The organism is uncultured Sneathiella sp., assembly GCF_963976355.1.
In the GTDB taxonomy this organism is placed as follows: Bacteria; Pseudomonadota; Alphaproteobacteria; order Sneathiellales; family Sneathiellaceae; genus Sneathiella.
On record NZ_CAXBKA010000006.1, the window covers coordinates 240,669 to 258,903 of the forward strand.

At 49.5% G+C, this 18,235-nt stretch carries 11 protein-coding genes and 1 pseudogene; 6 read left to right on the plus strand and 6 right to left on the minus strand.

Annotated features, from left to right (window positions below; genetic code table 11):
* Nucleotides 1-357: 357 nt before the first annotated feature.
* Nucleotides 358-3,540 carry a metallophosphoesterase gene (locus tag AAC599_RS15110; RefSeq protein WP_340151234.1) on the plus strand — a complete coding sequence of 1,061 codons (3,183 nt, stop codon included), beginning with the start codon at nucleotides 358-360 and terminating at the stop codon, nucleotides 3,538-3,540.
* Nucleotides 3,541-3,643: 103 nt separating this feature from the next.
* Here AAC599_RS15110 and AAC599_RS15115 read toward each other — a convergent pair whose 3' ends face one another.
* From AAC599_RS15115 to AAC599_RS15125, 3 genes are all read right to left on the minus strand, one after another.
* On the minus strand, nucleotides 3,644-4,762 hold the full coding sequence (locus AAC599_RS15115; RefSeq protein ID WP_340151235.1) for a tyrosine-type recombinase/integrase: 1,119 nt from the start codon (nucleotides 4,760-4,762) through the stop codon (nucleotides 3,644-3,646).
* Between the two features lie 461 nt (nucleotides 4,763-5,223).
* Nucleotides 5,224-5,418: an AlpA family phage regulatory protein gene (locus AAC599_RS15120; RefSeq protein ID WP_340151236.1), complete on the minus strand. Its 195-nt coding sequence runs from the start codon at nucleotides 5,416-5,418 to the stop codon at nucleotides 5,224-5,226.
* A gap of 165 nt (nucleotides 5,419-5,583) precedes the next feature.
* Complete coding sequence (locus tag AAC599_RS15125; RefSeq protein ID WP_340151237.1) at nucleotides 5,584-6,228, minus strand: hypothetical protein; 645 nt, start codon at nucleotides 6,226-6,228, stop codon at nucleotides 5,584-5,586.
* 496 nt (nucleotides 6,229-6,724) lie between these two features.
* On the opposite strand from AAC599_RS15125, the gene AAC599_RS15130 reads away from it, so the two are divergent.
* The 5 genes and pseudogenes from AAC599_RS15130 (at nucleotide 6,725) to AAC599_RS15150 (ending at nucleotide 12,776) form a co-directional block, all read left to right on the plus strand.
* The gene (locus tag AAC599_RS15130) at nucleotides 6,725-7,387 is read left to right on the plus strand and encodes a transposase (RefSeq protein ID WP_340151238.1); all 663 of its coding nucleotides are present in this window, start codon (nucleotides 6,725-6,727) and stop codon (nucleotides 7,385-7,387) included.
* Nucleotides 7,384-7,737, plus strand: a complete 354-nt coding sequence (gene tnpB / locus AAC599_RS15135; RefSeq protein ID WP_340151239.1) for an IS66 family insertion sequence element accessory protein TnpB — start codon at nucleotides 7,384-7,386, stop codon at nucleotides 7,735-7,737. Before AAC599_RS15130 ends, tnpB begins: the two co-directional genes overlap by 4 nt.
* Before the next feature lie 59 nt (nucleotides 7,738-7,796).
* Nucleotides 7,797-9,334: pseudogene (locus AAC599_RS15140) on the plus strand (IS66 family transposase).
* A 354-nt stretch (nucleotides 9,335-9,688) separates the two neighbouring features.
* Nucleotides 9,689-9,982: a hypothetical protein gene (locus AAC599_RS15145; RefSeq protein WP_340151240.1), complete on the plus strand. Its 294-nt coding sequence runs from the start codon at nucleotides 9,689-9,691 to the stop codon at nucleotides 9,980-9,982.
* 181 nt (nucleotides 9,983-10,163) lie between these two features.
* Nucleotides 10,164-12,776, plus strand: a complete 2,613-nt coding sequence (locus tag AAC599_RS15150; RefSeq protein ID WP_340151241.1) for a thiamine pyrophosphate-dependent enzyme — start codon at nucleotides 10,164-10,166, stop codon at nucleotides 12,774-12,776.
* A gap of 809 nt (nucleotides 12,777-13,585) precedes the next feature.
* Here the strand turns inward: AAC599_RS15150 and AAC599_RS15155 are convergent.
* The 3 genes from AAC599_RS15155 to AAC599_RS15165 all read right to left on the minus strand — a co-directional run bounded on the left by AAC599_RS15155 (nucleotide 13,586) and on the right by AAC599_RS15165 (nucleotide 18,233).
* Nucleotides 13,586-14,689 carry an NAD-dependent epimerase/dehydratase family protein gene (locus AAC599_RS15155; protein WP_340151242.1) on the minus strand — a complete coding sequence of 368 codons (1,104 nt, stop codon included), beginning with the start codon at nucleotides 14,687-14,689 and terminating at the stop codon, nucleotides 13,586-13,588.
* Nucleotides 14,690-14,899: 210 nt separating this feature from the next.
* Nucleotides 14,900-16,540: an ATP-dependent acyl-CoA ligase gene (locus tag AAC599_RS15160; protein WP_340151243.1), complete on the minus strand. Its 1,641-nt coding sequence runs from the start codon at nucleotides 16,538-16,540 to the stop codon at nucleotides 14,900-14,902.
* A gap of 49 nt (nucleotides 16,541-16,589) precedes the next feature.
* Nucleotides 16,590-18,233 carry an ATP-dependent acyl-CoA ligase gene (locus AAC599_RS15165; RefSeq protein ID WP_340151244.1) on the minus strand — a complete coding sequence of 548 codons (1,644 nt, stop codon included), beginning with the start codon at nucleotides 18,231-18,233 and terminating at the stop codon, nucleotides 16,590-16,592.
* Between the last annotated feature and the right edge of the window lie 2 nt (nucleotides 18,234-18,235).

The following is an 18,235-nucleotide window of genomic DNA, read 5'->3' on the forward strand; positions in this document are numbered from 1 at the left end:
TCTTCTCCGTTCAATTTATCAAATCTAATCCTTTTTACGCACTATCATCTTCTTCCACCTTTAACAAACTTCGATGAGCCCTTAAACCACTCTCTTTTGAAATTTTGCAAAATTGCTGAAATTGATTTGGCGAAGACCAACAGAAATGACAACACATCAAATTCATACATTTACAGGGTCATCATATTTTTTCAAAAATTGTATTTCTTAGCTAAAAAATTCAAATGTTTGAGGTATTGCGTGCAACCATTGACCCTTGTAAGCTGAATTATCAGGATAAATAAAGCTACTATTAGTAAGTTTTAGACTAAATGTTTGATAAACTCAGCAATCTCGATTTTGGAGATCTAATAACCCATGCCAGATAGTTCAACAATTTCAATACTTCACGTCAGCGACTTACATTATTCAAAACGAAAATATCGTGAGCAAGGAATTGTTATCGAAGCTATGACGGCAGACTTGGAAAGGTTGTGCGTTGGCCATAAACGCCCTGATATAGTAGTATTTACTGGAGATTTGGTTAATGCTGCAGGCGAAGATAGTCACGAAGACGCATTTGACCTATTTATAGACAAAGTAGCAAAAGCAACTGGGTGTGCTGAAGAACGCATTTACATTGTACCCGGAAATCATGATGCCGCCCGAAAAGTGGTGAGCGCCGAAACAGATGAACACAAAACTTGGCGTAATCTTGCCAATGATATGGATCAATTAAATGATCTCTATGAAAATAATAAATTTGAGGAAATTGCAAACAGTAAGTTCGCTCAGTTTAACGAGCTAGAACAATATCTAAGTGATAACACGAAGACATATAGAAATACCTTTGTTACAGTTTACAATATTCCGGCAATTAATGTAGATATTGTAGTCTTCAATACGGCCATTCTTTCATCAGCTGGTTTAATGTCACTAGGCGAAGATCAAGGAAAACTAATTGTTCCTGAATATGCAGTCCGCGATGCGCTTTCCTTTTTAACTAAAGATTCATATAAGATTTTTGCTACACATCATCCCTTGAAAATGCTCAGCGAAAATGGTGAGCGATTTCTACGAAAAGCAATACAAGAACATAGTGACATGCATTTATTTGGCCACATGCATGATCCATTATCACAAAATCTAGTTAGCTTTGAAGGAGAACTTTTTTCTAATCAGGCCGGTGCCGTGTTCACGGCTCGAAAAGGATCTTATATTGGTTATTCATTGATCTGTGTTGACTCATCAACGAAATCATCTATGGCGCATTTGCGCACGTTTTTTAATGATCGTTCAGCCTTCGATAATGCCGTTGATATAGTCGAAAATGGCCTATTTTACTCTTCTCAAGCAGCACGTGAGTTTTGGCGCAGCATAGTCTCGCCAGTCGATGAACAGACGTTTCGTAAATTTCTCGTCGACGATTGTTATTGTGCCCTAAAGGAAGAACCAGGATTAACCGATGCTGGCGCGCGAAATATTCATGAAATGTTTGTTACGCCACCCTTTGTAAGCATGTCATTGCAAGCTGACACTAAAGATCAAGATTCTGCACCTGAAGAAAAGGAAGTTGAGTTTGAGAGTTTAGTAAATGGAGACAATAATGTTGTTATCTTTTCTCTTGCGGAACATGGGCGAACTACCATTTTGCTAGAGCTTCGGGAACGTATGCTTTGTGACGCCATGAAGATTAGATTTCCTAGGTTTCCCATTTTTATTGATTTTGAAGAAATCAAAAATAATTATCACAAAATACTACAGATAAGCAAAGGTCGATTCCCAACATCAACGAAAGAATTTGATGTCGAATCTCTTATTAAATTAGGTCATGCATGTTTCATTTTCGATGATGTGAATTTTTCAGACACTAAGCGTATGAGAATACTACGGGAGTTCGTATCAAAATACCCAAAGGTTCGCTATATATTCTCATCTTTGAAAAACTCTTCGACTCCCGTGGGCGCGCATGCAGTGCCTGAAATGCCAGTTCATTTTGATTTTGTTGAGATATGCCCTTTAAAGCGCAATCAAATGCGGCAGCTTGTTACAAAGTATAATGGAGGTGGCGATATTGATTCCGTTCTTGATAGAATTCAATTTGAAATTGAACAGATCAATTTACCATTTACTGCCGCCAACGGCAGCATCCTTATGGTAATATTTGAAGAATTCCGCGGATTTCGGGCAATCAATCGATCTGTGTTGATTGAACAGTTCGTTGATATTTCTCTTAAGAAAGGCTCTATCGAGCAAAGCCAACGCGAAACTTTCGATTATAGAAATAAGACGGATCTTTTAGCACACGTGGCTGCTTGGATGGCAAAGGAAAATCTCTACATTGTCGAAGCAGAAGCCTTACGCGAAGTAATTGGCGCTTATATTAAACGATTAGGTCTCAAAGCCGATCTTACGAAGTTGATAGAAGAGTTTTTCGCAGCAAGGATATTAATTCCCAAGCCTGATAATAGGTTGTGTTTTCGTTATCGAGCTGTGTTGGAATATTTTATTTCGTTACAAATGTTGACAGATCCGGATTTCAGAGAATGGGTGATTGATGATGAACGTTATTTGAGTTTTACCAACGAGATACAATATTACGCTGGAAAATTGAGGAAAGATCTAGCACTAATCAACGATATTGAAGAGCGGTTTGATTTAATCTTGGAAAAATTGGAAATAGATATTGGAAAGGTTGATCTTCACGCTATCACTAAATTGAAGTTGCCAAATAAGGAAAAAGGTAGTTCGTCTGTTCAACGATTGTCGGATCAACTATTGAGCGAACCATTAACTGAATTAGAGCGTGACGAAGAGTTGGAGGCAAACATCCCGCGTGATGTTGAGAACAGGCAGGAGGTGTTTCGGCCAGAAATTGTTAAGCCGGGTCAAAAATTCATTGTTGCCCTCATGTTGTATTCCGGAATTCTTAAAAACATGGAGCTCATTGATGATGGCGAGAAACGACGACATTTGAATAAAATTTGGCGAGGGTGGAGCTACTTTTTACATACATCTCTTCAAGTTGCGTCATCAATAGCGAGGGAACGCCGGGTCCGAATTAATGGTGTTCTGTATGAAGTTACCGCTCCGCACGGGATTTCTGAAGACGAACTGTCTCGAATAATTGCTCTCAATATGCCAAAAGGTGTATCTAGTCTAATATTGGCGAACTTAGGGACAGAGAAACTAGAAAAGCAGTTGACAGAACCCACTTTAAGCGAACAGGAAAATCCCTTGATATACGAATTTTTTCGTGCGGGACTTATTAGTGATCTTCGACTCTCTGCTTCGCAGTCAGCCCTCAAAACAGTATTGACAGAATTAAAAGATAGCCCTTATTTGCTCCAAGCAATGATTTGGAAGATAGCTGACCTAAGGCGATACGAAAAATTGCCGAAGGAGCAATATGATAAATTAGCGCCGGATGTCGCAGAGTCGCTTGCTAACTTAAAGGGAGGAACGAAAAATGAGCGAAGCAATGAAAAAAGAAAACAAATTGAGCGGTTAAAAAAAGATGACATATTGTTGAGATTAAAACACTTAGCTGCAGAAAAATAAGCCGCTGCGATGAATTGGAAAGTGCAATGATCCCCGTCAACATTTATCGTGACGTTATTTTCGATATAAAAACGATATCAATGTGTAATAGTCTTCAGACAATTCACTTTTTCCCCCGTCTAACAATTTCAGCTACCAATTCATCTATGGAGACATCTTGAAGCTCAGGCATTTTTGCGCCTATCTTTTCAATCGCTTCTATCTGCTCATCCGCAGACAACTTGCCATATGGGTTATAGGTCGTCATGACATGCTCATGGCCTATATTCTGACTCAATGCCATGAACTCGAACTGCGACATGTTTTTGAGAGCCCATTTGACAATGGTATTCCGGAACAGATGCGGATTGTAGTAACCCAATCCAACGGCCTTGAACGCGGCCCTGAATATATCGCGCACCTGCCCTGAATTTGCATAATGCTCCCGCGACAAGCCTTGCACCTCGAATGCCATGGTTTCGGGATTGTTTCGCGTCAGTGTCTTTGGAAACAGAGGGTCATTAGGTTTTATATCAAAGACCTCATCCAGATGTTTCAGCCAGTCCATGACAATCTCTTCCGCCAGCGGGAGCGGTTTCCCGAGAAACTTCGTCAGAATGCCCTTGCGGCGTTTTGTCCTGACATGCCTCGGGTCCTGCCAGATAATTCGCCTGTCCGCATCAACATCCTTCCGCTTGAGAGAGACCAACGCATCATCCCGAATGCAGGTGAGGATCACAAAGGCAAACATGGCCCGGTCCCGTTTCTCGATGTCGGTTTTGCTTGGCATAGCTTTAAGCGTTGTTTCAAGTTCCTCCAGCGTAGGTGGTGTTTTCTCTTTTGAGGCCCGCGCTGCCCGGTTGGCATTATTCGATAAGCGGAAATACTGGGTAATCCTCCCGTCAACTTTCTTGATAAATTTGGGATGCGTTGCAAGCCATTCAAAAAGTTCTCTCAGGTTCCCGAGTGTGGACCGGATCGTCGATAGGCTCAACAGTTCCCCAGCGCTATTTTTCTCATGCTCCAGTGACTCCTTAAACGCCTTCACATGTTCCGTCGAAACGTCTTTAAAGTCGATGTGACCAGTAAAGGCTTCAAAGCTGTTGATGCTGTTCCAGACAGCTTTCACCGTCTTCGGATCGCGGTATTTGCCATGCAGCAAAGCCTCTTCATATTGCTTCTTCGCGATCTCGTTATTAGGGTTATATTCAGCCATCATCCGGCCTCCTTCCATGTTTGACATTTACGGGGCGTCCCCTGCTCTCCACTAGGTGGTTCGATGGGTGCGTTCCTGTCAGGGTGGAATGGATGCGATTCTGACCATTTCTTGCCGCTCACATAGGTGTGTAAGTCCGTATTGCAGATGTCACAGCGACCAAAAATTTTGATGGAGCTATTTGGCATCCGACGGGCCTTCAGGGAGTCACTCTTCGGATTCCTCGGCTTCCGGCATTTGCAGCAATATATTTCGCCTTGCGCGCACGGCTGTTTGTTACGAGCGTTCTTCTGCTCGAGGAAGCGCCGTAAATCGCTGCTATGGACAAAGTACTTTTTGGTTCCGGGAATACGCTTCAATCCTTCCCGGCTGATCCACCGAAAAACGGTATCAGGGGAAATGTCATATAGCTTCGCGATTTCATAAACCGCGTAGGTGTAGTTTTTCCTAATCCGGCTCAGGTTATAGATTTGCTTCCGCATGATGCGTTACCCGTCACTAGAGGCGATCAAATCGCGGATATCATCAACGCGCCAGGCGGTGATCTTCGGACCAAGCTTCACCGGCTTCGGGTATCGCCCCTCTTTCACGCCTGCCCACCAATGGGACCGGCTAACGGGGTAAACTTTCAGAACATCGGGAAGGCGCACAAAGCCGACCTCGGGTAAAATGGAATTGTACATATTGAACTACTCTCGCTTAATAAAAACTGAAGCAATCCAATCATGTTTTTTTGAGGTGATGAACGTTGGAAGGGTTTCGTTAACGTCGAAATCAAGGGTGACACCCTTATATTTCGGTGAGCTATTTCAACGTGTTAATGGGTGACACTCTTCAAACCATTTTGGCTAATTCCAGGGAGTATTGCCACCCTTAAGATCCTCTGGACGGCGCAGAAAAGTCGCCATGTACTGGATCATTCTATCGGATTTTCTCCCCAGTTCTATTGGCCAGTTTTCTTCTAGCCAACGTGTAACCTCTCTCTTGTTAATGCGTATTTCGGCAGACAAATTCAATTCTTTTGCTGCAGTGAGCATAAACTCAATGTAAGGTGGAGTATAAGACAGATCAAAGTTTACTGATGTCGGAATTTCGGCTTGCTTAGCAAATGGCTTATCTACAAGAAAATCTTCAAATTGTAACTTATTCAGAAAAAAATACTTACCGGCTGTTCGTCTGTTATAGTCATCAGCTGATTTAAATCCCCTCACAAAATCTGGAACTGCATCGCTGCTTCTCAAATAATCTCGACTAATGGGTTTCTTTTTGCCGAAATAACTATCTATTGAGAATGCCTCCATTTCTGGAGTTACTAGAAGAAAATTTATCAGACAGCGGGCAGCATCTGTTTCATAGAGCTTCCCCCATCCTTCCGGGTTCTCCTTCTGAAGCAACCGAATGCCAGCTTGCGGTACCCACAATCCTTCTGGGCAAATGACTTCCGTTTGTTCCAGCTTAGTCTTTCTTGGATACTCTAATGAGTTTCTGTCCAAATGCTTTCCACCAGTCTATATTAGTGGAACATATTATTATTGATTTTCATAATGGTTGGCAAATTTCTGAAAAACACTAACAGTGGCATGCGATGCTAATCTATTATTTCTCTACTATTTTGGGGGACGGATTGGGGGACTATGCATCAATACTATTTGTCAAAATATTGTTTTCATTGCATTTTTATATTATAAATGGCGGAGGAAGCAGTCTCATGCGAACCCATCTCCGCCATTTTCCCTGTTAAACAGGGAAAATACAGGGATTATTGAGTAATCTAGCCCAATTTTTACCTTACATTTCTGGCAACCATATATTTTAAAAGCATTTTTTCTTACATTTCTAAACATCAATAACAGGGAAAATTGTTTTCAGATCAGGGAAGTAATTGTTGCAGACAGGGTAATTTGTAAGCGTCCATTTGTGACACACTTGTTTGTTGGTGGCTAAATGCGCTTTTCTCCTGACGGTTTTTATCGTGAAGGAGGAGATGACATGGCAAGGGTTAGTTCACAAAAGTCGGCGGAACTCGAGGCGTTCTGGCGCTCTCACCTTGAGGCCTGGCAACGGGGCATGCTGAACCAGCGGGAATATTGCGAGCGTCACGGCCTGCCGTTGAAGCGGTTCGGGAACTGGCGGGCGACGCTTGGCGATGACGGGTCGGTGCCCAAGGGCAAGTTGCTCTGGCGGCGCGGCGGGGGCCTTAATCATATGACTGAGCATATGATTAACAGGGAAACTGGTCCGGTCTCGCCAGGCTACATCCCCTCCGGCCGAACAACGGTTCCGGAACCACGCCGAAATTTCAACGAGGCGGACAAGAAGCGTATCATAGAGGAGACCTGCCGGCCGGGAAACTCGGTATCTGGGATTGCCCGACGGTATGGGATTGCACCCCGCCTGCTGTTCAAATGGAAACAGGACTCGTCTTCATCGCAACAGCCGGAAACGACCTTCCTGCCCGTCACGGTCAGTGATGCGTCGGCCACATTCCCCTTTCTCTCCCCCGAACCAACGCCAGCACCGGTCATCGTCGAACGGTCCGCTCCGGGGATCGAGGTGGAGCTTGTCGGCGGGCGCCGGGTCCGCTTTGCCGCTGACGTGGATCCGGAGACCGTGCGCAGTCTCGTGACCCTTCTGGAAGGAGCCGTGTCATGATGATGCTCCCTTCAGGCGTCCGGGTTCATATTGCTGTAGGTGTTACCGACATGAGAAAAGGCCTCGACGGTCTCGCCATGCTGGTCCAGGGCGTGCTGGCCGAGGATCCGTTCTCGGGACATCTGTTTGCCTTTCGCGGCCGCAAGGCCAATCTGATCAAGATTATCTACTGGGATGGCAATGGCCTGTGCCTGTTCACAAAGCGCCTCGACCAGGGTGGGTTCATATGGCCACAAATCGATGACCCCGGCGGCAAGATAGTGTTGAGTTCTGCCCAACTGTCGATGCTGGTCGAGGGGATCGACTGGCGCGCGCCGGAGCGTGTATGGCGGCCGGAAAAGGCTGGATAATAAGGTCTGACAGATTGTTTTATCGTTCATTTACAGGGTGTTCTGATGTATAATCAGACATGCAAATCGATCTGAACAACCTACCCTCTGAGACGGCCCTTCTGCAACGTCTTGTCCTCGACATGGCGAGTGTGATGACCCACCGGGATGAGGAGATTAACCGCCTCCGCCAGATCATCAAACAGCTGCAACGGGCACAATACGGTCGCCGTTCGGAACGGCTCGATCCAGACCAGCTGGATCTGGCTTTGGAAGACCTGGAACAGGATATCGCCCGCACCGAAGTTGCCCGCCAGATACCGGTTCTGCCAGCCCCCGGGAGGAGTCAGGATCCATCACCGAAGGGATTGCCCGATCATCTGCCGCGCACGGAGGTTGTCCTGGATCCTGAACATACCGCTTGTCCCGGTTGTGGCGGGACGCTTCATCCCGCGGGCGAGACGGTCAGCGAGATGCTCGACTGGGTGCCGGCCCAGTTCCGGGTGATGCGGATCCGCCGCCCGAAGTATGGGTGTCGGAGTTGTGGTCGTATCCACCAGTCCCCCTCTCCGGAACGCCCCATTTTGCAAAGGGTCTGGCCACACCGGCCCTCATGGCCCAGGTCCTGGTCAGCAAATATTGCGATCATACACCTCTCTATCGCCAGTCCCAGATCTTTGCCCGCCATGGCATTGATCTAAATCGCTCCACCCTCGCCAACTGGGCAGGCGGCGCCTGCTGGTGGTTCGAGCCCTTGTACGACCGGCTGCATCATCATCTTCTGGCCTCATCCCATCTGTTTGCGGATGACACACCGATCCCGGTTCTTGACCCGGGGCGCGGGCGCACTAAAACCGGGCGATTATGGGTTTACGTCCGGGACCCGCGACCCTGGGCCGGCACTGATCCACCCGCCGCCATCTATTGTTACGCGCCTGATCGCAAGGCGGAGCGGCCAGCCAGCCATCTGACATCCTTCAAGGGCGTTCTTCATGTCGATGGGTATGCAGGCTTTGAGCAATTAACCGCCAAAGGCACCATTCATCTGGCGGCCTGCTAGGCCCATACAAGGCGCAAGTTCCATGAGGTCCATCAGGCCACTGAATCCCCCATTGCCGCCGAGGTTCTGAAACAGGTCGCAGCCCTCTATGCCATCGAAAAGCACATTCGCAACAAGCCGCCGGATGAACGATGGCGGGAAAGACAAAAGCATGCCGCACCGATGATCACGGCCATGAAGCCCTGGCTGGAGGCAACGCTGCATCGCGTCGCTGCCAGAAGCACCCTGGCCGAGGCCATTCGCTATACCCTCACGCGCTGGGACGCACTGTGCCGGTTCCTTGACGATGGCTGCATTGAACTGGACACCAACCCCGTGGAGCGCGCCATCCGCCCTGTAGCTCTCGGCCGCAAGAACCACATGTTCGCCGGTAGTGACGGCGGCGGACAGCGCTGGGCCATGCTCTGCTCACTCATCGAAACAGCCAAACTCAACAACATCGAGCCCTATGCTTACCTGAAAGATATCCTCACCCGCATGACCAACGGATACCCCTCAAACCAGATCGATGACCTCCTGCCCTGGAACTGGACGCCTCAATACACCGTCAACACATAAAACCGTGTCACTATTGAACGCTTACCTGTTTCCACCCTCCCCGCTAACCAAATATTGCCAAAGCAAAATAACGTGAGATTTTCTGAAACTGGATCGCTTCCTGAAGCGAATAGGTAATCACTTAATATTAAAATTGTTAGTTATTGCTAATAAAGCGAAAGATACACGCCGGGAACTGAGGATGCGATATGGGATGACGGGGAATGGATTAGTTGGGAGGATATCAACAACCAGATCCAACACAAGGAATGGTATGTCAAATATCCAGATTCAGATCTTGCACTGGTTCCAATTTTTCAGTCATTGGTATCTATCACCGAGGAATACCATCATCTCACGGGCAAACATCTCCATGTGTTTGGAGATATAGGTGAATTATATGGCGCAATTAGACTTGGATTAAAACTTCACCGAAACTACGCCCAAAGCTCAGATGCGCGTTTAAGAAATGATTTTGTTGAAGTAAAAACAATCACCCCGTTCAAAAAGCAGGACACTGTTGAGATTAATCTAGCTGGCCATTTCAACAAGCTTTTGATTGTGAAGATCAATAAGGATTATGAGGTAAGCCGCTTGCTCGTGGATCGGAAAAAATTGCCCGTAAATGGCTCAAAGAAGCTACGCCTTCAATGGAAACAGTTGAAATGAATGGCCTGACTTTCCCAAGATAATGAGAGGGGAATTCACGGCCAGCCGAATAGTCTCAAGTGAAATTTTGAAATAGTGAAACGGATTTATCATCGGCCGTGCGTAACTATGGAATTACCTATGTTAAAACCACTTTCCTCTGACAATGCGTTCTGATTTGTCATTCACAGAAGATAGGTTAATGACAAATAGTGCGCCATGCAATTTTCTTCTGACAATTCCCGAAATGCTGCTACGTTTGCTATTTAACGCTGCTGGCTATATGAAAAGACTGCATAACATGACGACAGAAAGAAGGCCTCTTTACTTCAGTTCCGCTTTAAGCGCGGGCGATCCATCGGCTGTCGAAGCGATGATGAACAACGTCTCGCGCCGAGCAGCGTTTGAGGCAATGGCGGAGGCGTATCGCCGCTGGGGTTGGCTAGCTGCGGATCTGGACCCGCTCTCTTTGACTCCGCGCCTACAACCGGTTCACCTTACCCCGGGTGATTATGGCTTTCTACCCGAGGATGCACAGCACCTGCGGCAATCCTATTGCGGAAAAATCGGATGGGAAATCGGGCACATCCAGAACACTGAACGGCGCGACTGGCTGGCGCGACAGGCCGAAGCAGAAGCAGAGCCCATCAAAATTCAACAGTCCATTGACCTGATCGCGCAGGCTGAACTTTTCGAGGCAACATGCGGCAAACGGATGCCGGCCGCCAAGACCTTTGGACTTGCCGGCACAGAAGGATATCTGGTGTTAACGGCTGAAGTGCTGCGTTCCGCTCAGAGTTCTGGAATAGCCGATGTATTCATTGGGGGCATGCATCGCGGGCGTTTGACCCAAATGGCACTCCTGTTTGGAAAGCCACTGGCGCAGGTTATCGCCGACGCGCAAGGCGTGCCCGAATTTCCGGACGACTATGGTGCTTCTTCGGATAGCCCTTATCATCTCGGATGGCAGGGTCGCTCGCCGATGGGACCGCAGGTATGGGCTGCGCCGCATCCCTCGCACCTCTCCATCGTTGGGCCGGTTGCCCTTGGCAGGGCGAGAGCCGCCAGGGACGCCGGTCGGAATATCCTGCCGATCGTCTTGCACACAGACGCCGCCTTTGCCGGGCAGGGTGTAAATGGTGAAATGCTCCAACTTTCAGAACTGCCTGCCTTCACTGTGGAAGGCACTGTGCATCTGATTCTGAATAACCAGATAGGCTTCACAACCGACATGGATGATGCCCGCACTTCGCGTAGCTGCGCGGATTACGGCAAGCTGGTCGAAGCACCCATCCTGCATGTAAACGGTGAAGACCCAGAAGCGCTGTGCCGGGCTGCGAAAGCTGCCGTCGCTTATCGAAACCGTTTCAAGGCTGATGTGGTGGTAGAATGTATCGGCTACCGACGGCGCGGCCATAACGAGATTGACGAGCCCAGGTCCACCCAACCACACATGTATCGACGCATCAACGAAATGGCGCCACTATCACAACGGCTGGCTAAGGCCTACCGGCTGGAGCCGGACCTGACCGAATTTGGGTCGGAACTCGACAAAGCATTTGCTCTTGCAAGGAACTGGCGTCCAAACGTGCCCGCCGCTCCCGTAGGATTGCGAAAAGATATCACAGAACGTATGCGTGCCCCGATCAAAACGGGCCTTCCCGGCAGCCTGCTTCTCGATCTTGGAATGCGGCTTACAAAGCTGCCCGAAGGTATCAAGCCGCATCCAAAGATTGAACAATTTTTGACCCGACGTCGGAGCGCACTCCAAAACGACACGGGTATTGACTGGGCCACGGCGGAAGCTTTGGCAATCGCCTCTCTCGCTGCTGAGGGCTGCGCGGTCCGTTTTGGTGGACAGGATACGGTGCGCGGCGCGTTTTCCCAACGGAATATGAATATCCACTGCAATGAGAGTGACGCGGTTCATTTCGTTTTCGACGGCATTGGCACCCAACTGCAGATTCACAACACACCTCTGATCGAAACCGCGGTGCTTGGTTTTGAGTACGGTTACAGCACCGGCAAAACAGCCGGCCTCACGATTTGGGAAGCACAGTTTGGGGATTTCCTGAACGTCTGCCAGCCGATCTTTGATCAATTCATCATTTGTGGTGAAGACCGCTGGCTACTGGAAAGCAATTTGGTCATGCTGCTCCCGCACGGAATTGACGGGGGTGGCCCGGATCACGCGACGGCCCATCCAGAGCGGCTATTGATGGCTTGCGCACGCGGCAATATTCAGGTCATCAATCCTTCGACTCCTGCAAATTTCTTTCATGCCCTAAGACGGCAGGTTGTGGCCGAATGGCGCAAGCCGCTGGTTGTCCTCGCGCCCAAAGCCCTGCTCCGCCATCCCGCGGCCAAGTCTGCCCTGTCAGAGTTCTCCGCGGAATTTGTACCCGTCATTCATCGCAAAGGTGACGTAAAGCGGGTCGTCATGTCCACCGGAAAACTTGCGGTTCTGCTTGAGGCCGAGGACAGTGACGCCACATTGCTGCGGCTCGAACAGTTCTATCCTTTTCCCGATGCAGCACTTCAAACGATACTTGCGCGTTACCCGGACGCCGACCTGGTCTGGGCTCAGGAGGAGCCTGAAAATATGGGATATTTCCAATGGCTTTCTCCCCGGCTTGAAAAGATTTCAGGGCGCCCGTGGCGCCTAGTGACCCGACCGGAAAACCCTGCGGCGGCGTCAGGACCCAAAAGTTGGGATGATCGTCATTTGAAGGACGTGATCGACACAGCGCTATTCAGCGAGAGACCCTTTGATGAGCATAGTCACATTAACGTTGTCGCGAAAAAACACCGATAATTTGACAGTAGGTGCTGTCGCACGAATGCGATCTCGTCTCAATTACCAATAAGGTACCACTATTATAATGAGCTAAGTTGTTGCCACTCGGCCAGCTCCGCATTTCTTTGAAGCTTGAATGTTTCTCGATTGTTTACGTGGCGTTCATGGTTGAAGTGGCTATGGACTGATGCTTGAATAGAAACGAATTTCTGCAAACTTCGCAGTTGCCTGAATTTCAGCATAGCCCGCTTTCTTCCCCGGAAAGGTATATGTGAGTTTTCACAGCGATTGTTCAATCAACGGCCTGTTTCTTGTGATGCCTCACGTCCAACTATCTTCAGCGTAGCACGATATGAACGTAATCTATCTGTTACTATTCATAAGTTTCTTAAGGCAAACCATTGCTGCTTTGCGGCCGCGTCGCTTGAAAACAAAGGCTTCCAGAACTTCTCCTTCGTGGTCGACGGCACGCCTCAGATAATGTGTTTCGCCATTGATTTTCACAATGACCTCATCAAGATGCCATCGCCAGTTTGAATGATTATGGGAAGGATGGATCCGTCTCTTCCGGATCTCCCTAGCAAACATCTACCCAACCCTGTTCCACCAATAGCAGAGTGTTTCATGACAAATATCGATGCCACGTTCGTGGAATAGATCTTCAACGTTACGAAGCGAAAGTGGAAACCTTACATACATCATCACCGCCATGTGGATGATTTTAGGAGATGTTTTGAAATACCGGAAGGGGTTCTGCTTTGTCATGCACGGAAGCTAGTCGACGAGCAAATGGCCATCAAGAAACAAAGCTCGACGCTTGAAGGACGTTAACGGCCGCGATGGTCGCGCGTCTCCCCCATTTTCTTGGGATGTGCATACCCATGAAAATATTCAGGTTCGTTATGGTCCAGCCTCGCCATCTTCTCAAGCGCCTCATCCTGAAGGGTGATCAGGGCATCCTCAATGGCGTATTGCGCGCGCACCTCCTCGGCCAGACTGTCTGCGGGTGGATTTTCCTGATACCAGCGGACAGTCTGACGCGATCCGTCGATCGGATCCACGACATCCCGATAACCCAGATCACGCTGAAGCGGGAAAATATCGAACATCCGATGAAAATCTTCATCATTGAACACTTGCAAGACCCGAGCGTGGGACGCCACGGCATCGGGGATTGAAACGATCTCTAGCTTTTCCCCCATTGCCTCAAAGAGTACCTCTCCAAGCTGAGCGAGCGTAAACTGGCGCTGATCGGCGCAGTTATAAACCTTACCCGCGGCCGCCTCCGGTTTGTCGACGCCCAGAAGGACGGCATGGGCCATGTTTTCCGCATATCCGTTGCTGATAATCGTCAGCCCTCCGTCCGGCATCGCCACGCGCTTGCGCTTGTCGAGGGCGCGTTGGATAAACCACCAGAAACGAATGGGCATAACCTGTCCCGCACCGTAAATCAGCGGATAGCGGAAGTGGCTGACATTGCAGTCCTTTCCGTGATGCGACATGACATGCCGCTCGGCGTCGAGCATCTTGTAGCCGAAGACATGATCCTCGGGCGATCGCAGCAACGGCGTTGTCTCGCCGAGCGGAACGGTACAGCCGGTCGGAAAGACGGATTTGGGATCTGCAAAACCACGAAAAATCGCCATGCCACCGATTGTGATCAGACGTCTGGTCAAGGGCGCCAAAACATCGGAGACGATTTTTATCCGGCCATAGGCGCCGATAACTACATCGAATCGCCGCCCCTCCAGGGTCGAAGCAAGCGATTCCTTAAAATGCGGATCCGCCTTGATTCGCTCGACCTCAGCTGGAATATGGCTGTCATCCCGACCTCCACGGTTGAGCATGGCGACTTCATAACCGCGTTCAAGAAGACCATTTATGAGATATCGACCGGTCGGGCCGGTACCTCCTATCAACAAGGCTTTCATGTTTTACCCTTTCATCGTCTTGTTGTTTCTGCTCCAAAGTTACCGATTTTTGTGGAGACGGCATCAGCCCTTGTCGATAAAGTTCCGGGTCAAGGACTTGAACTCCTCGCTCGATGACGATGCGCATGCGCCCGTTTTCAACATGTCTCTCTATCATGGTGCTGTATCTCACTCCGACAATCGGCATGACAGTCGACGAGGCTGTGCAGGTCAGTTTGTATGGCGATTGACCACGATCCCGGCGGCTTCCCTGTCCCAGATATTATCAAGCCGTTCCTGCGCACTTTGCTTGAGTTTATATTTCTCGACCTTTTCAGTCATTGTCCTTGGCAGGGCGGGGACGAACTCCACATAACGGGGCACCATAAAGTAAGCCATGTTGGAGGCGCAATGACGGATCAACTCTTCATGACTGAGATCGCGGCCCTTCTTGCATTCAACACTGACCATGACTTCATCTTCACTCATTTCTGAGCTGACGGCATAGGCCGCGACATCCTCCACCGCGAGGTGGCCAAGAATGATCTGCTCCACCTCATAGGAGGAGATATTCTCCCCCCGCCGCCGGATGGCATCCTTCTTCCGGTCGACGAAATAGAGAAAGCCGTCTTTATCGAGATAGCCGCGATCCCCTGTATGGAACCATAAATTACGCCGCGCCTCGGCCGTCGCTTCGGGCTTCTTGTAGTAACCCTGCGCCGTCATCCAGGGCACGTCACAACGCAAGCATATCTCACCCGGCGTACCCGCTGGTTGAAGCCGGTCGTCGTCATCCATGATGGCAACGGTCATGTTCTCACGAACCTGGCCCGCGGATTTCCATTTTTCCGGTGGATGTTTTGGCCCCAAGAAGGTTGCGCCACCAAAATCCGTCAACGCATAGACAGAGGTGATTTTCAGCCCATAGCGCTCCTCAAACTCACGGGCAAAATCCGGTACCGGCACCATCATGCACATTCGCGCCTTGTTTTCACTGTCCAGCGGGCTCTTCGGTTGCGCCCAGAGAATATTGGCCATCGCGCCCAGTAAATTGAACTGAGTAACACCATAGTCCCGCACTTCCTGCCAGAAGGCGCGGGCGGAGAAGCGTGGAGAGACAACAAGTGTCGCATCAGCCATCATTGCCGGCAGTGCGCAGGTATTAAGCGCGTTGCCATGAAACAATGGCAAGCAGGTATAAAGAACATCCTCTGGCTGATATCCGAAATATTCTGCGTAATCTATCGCGCCCGACACCATCATCTCATGTGGTTCCATATTACCCTTGGACGGACCTGTCGTGCCTGAAGTATAAAGCAGGAAGGCAAGGTCGCGGTTGCGGACGATATCTCCGGGAAGATCTTCATCCGATCCACCAAGCAGGCTGTTATACTCGATGATCCCGGTACTGATTGAAGACTTTATTTCGTTTGCCAGGGGCCTGCCGTCATCAACGACAATGACCTTGTTGATAGTGCACTGATCCTGCGCGATCACGAACCGTTCCACGAGACCGCTATCGGCAATCAGGGCCGTGCAATCAGACTGGGTCAGGTAATAGGCAAGCAGCTCACCTTTCGCCGCTGTATTAACCGGCACGCTGACCGCCCCGATCTTTGCAAGCGCGAAGTAAAGCAGGAGAAGCTCGGGTTTGTTATCCATCATGAAGGCAACATGCTGGCCCTTCTCGATCCCGAGATCGGCGAGCGAATGAGCAAGGCGGTTGCTGATTTCATGAAAGGCCTTATAGGAGTAACTGCGGTCCAGAAAGCGCAGGAAAATCCGCTCGCCATTTTTCTCCGCCTTATGGCACAGGATATTTCCCAACGTACGGTTTTCAGTTGGAATTTCTACGTCGCGCAATCTTTCCATGGTGTGGCCCTGACTTCCCCTATTTTTATTCCCTATCTGCGTCTATCGGCTAGTTCGTATGGCGGTTAACAACAATGCCTTCCGCCTCGCGATCCCAGATTTCGTTCAGACGCCCCTGAGCACTTTGTTTCAGTTTGTATTTCTCGATTTTTTCCGTCATTGTCCTGGGCAACTCCGTAACGATTTCGACGAAACGCGGCACCATGAAGTAGGCCATATTGTCGGCGCAGTAGCGAACGAGATCGGCAGGATCCAGCGTCTTTCCTTCCTTGCAGGTAACGCTGACCATGACTTCATCCTCGCTCATTTCCGAATTCACCGCGTAGGCGGCCACATCCTCTACCGCAGGATGGCCGAGGACGATCTGTTCAACTTCATAAGATGAGATATTCTCACCACGGCGACGGATGGCATCCTTCTTGCGATCGACAAAGTAGATATAACCGTCTTCATCGAGATAGCCGCGGTCACCGGTATGGAACCACTGATTGCGGTTCGCATCGACGGTCGCCTGGGGCATCTTGTAGTAGCCTCGCGCAGTAATCCACGGTACGTCACAACGCACACATATCTCTCCTGGTGTCCCTGCCGGTAAAGCGTTGTCATCATCATCCATAATGCTAATAGTCATGCCGCTTCGCGGTTTTCCGGCGGATTTCCACTTCTCCTTCGGATGCTCCGGGCTCAGGAATGTAATGAAACCATAATCGGAAAGTGCGTAGACCGATGTGACTTTCAGGCCGAAACGCTTCTCGAACTCACGGGCGAAATCGGGTACCGGCACCATCATGCACAGGCGCGCCTTGTTCTCGCGATCCAGCGGGCTTGGTGGTTGCGCCCAGAGAATATTCACCATCGCGCCTAACAGGCTGAATGCAGTCACGCCATAACTTCTGATTTCATTCCAGAACTTGCTCGCCGAAAAGCGGCGGGAGATCACCAAAGTTGCGTCAGCCATCAGTGCTGGCATGGCGGAGGTGTTCAATGCATTGCCGTGAAACATCGGCAGGCAGGTATAGAGAACGTCATCCGGGCCGTAGCCGAAATATTCCACATGGTCGATGGCACCGCCAATCATCCGTCCGTGGGGCACCATGTTGCCTTTCGATGGGCCAGTAGTTCCGGAGGTATAAAGCAACATGGCGACATCGCGATTGCGGACCACGTCTTCAGGAAGTTCGTCCGCCGACGCATCCAATAAGCTGTTATAGTCAATAACCTCGGCATTCAACTGTGGTGTCGTTGCCGGATCAATCACTCCCCGCTCATCCAGAATTATAACGTGGCGAACGGCATCGCACTGGTCCTGAACCAGCTGAAAACGTTCAACAAGCCCGCTGTCTGAAATCAGGACTGTCGAATCCGACTGGGTCAGATAATAGGCAAGCAACTCACCTTTTGCCGCTGAATTAACCGGCACACTGACTGCGCCGATCTTCGCAAGCGCAAAGTAAAGCAGGAGCTGCTCCGGCTTGTTCTCCATCATGAAGGCAACATGCTGCCCCGCCTCGACGCCAAGGTCCAGAAGGGCGCGGCCCAGCCGGTTGCTGATCTCGTGAAACTCCCTATAGGAATATTTGCGGTCCTCAAAGCGCATATAGGTTTTATCGCCGTTTTTTTCCGCCTTCTGGCGCATGATGTGACCCATTGTAAAATCTTCCAACGGGATACCCAGACTACATATTCGTTTCATGT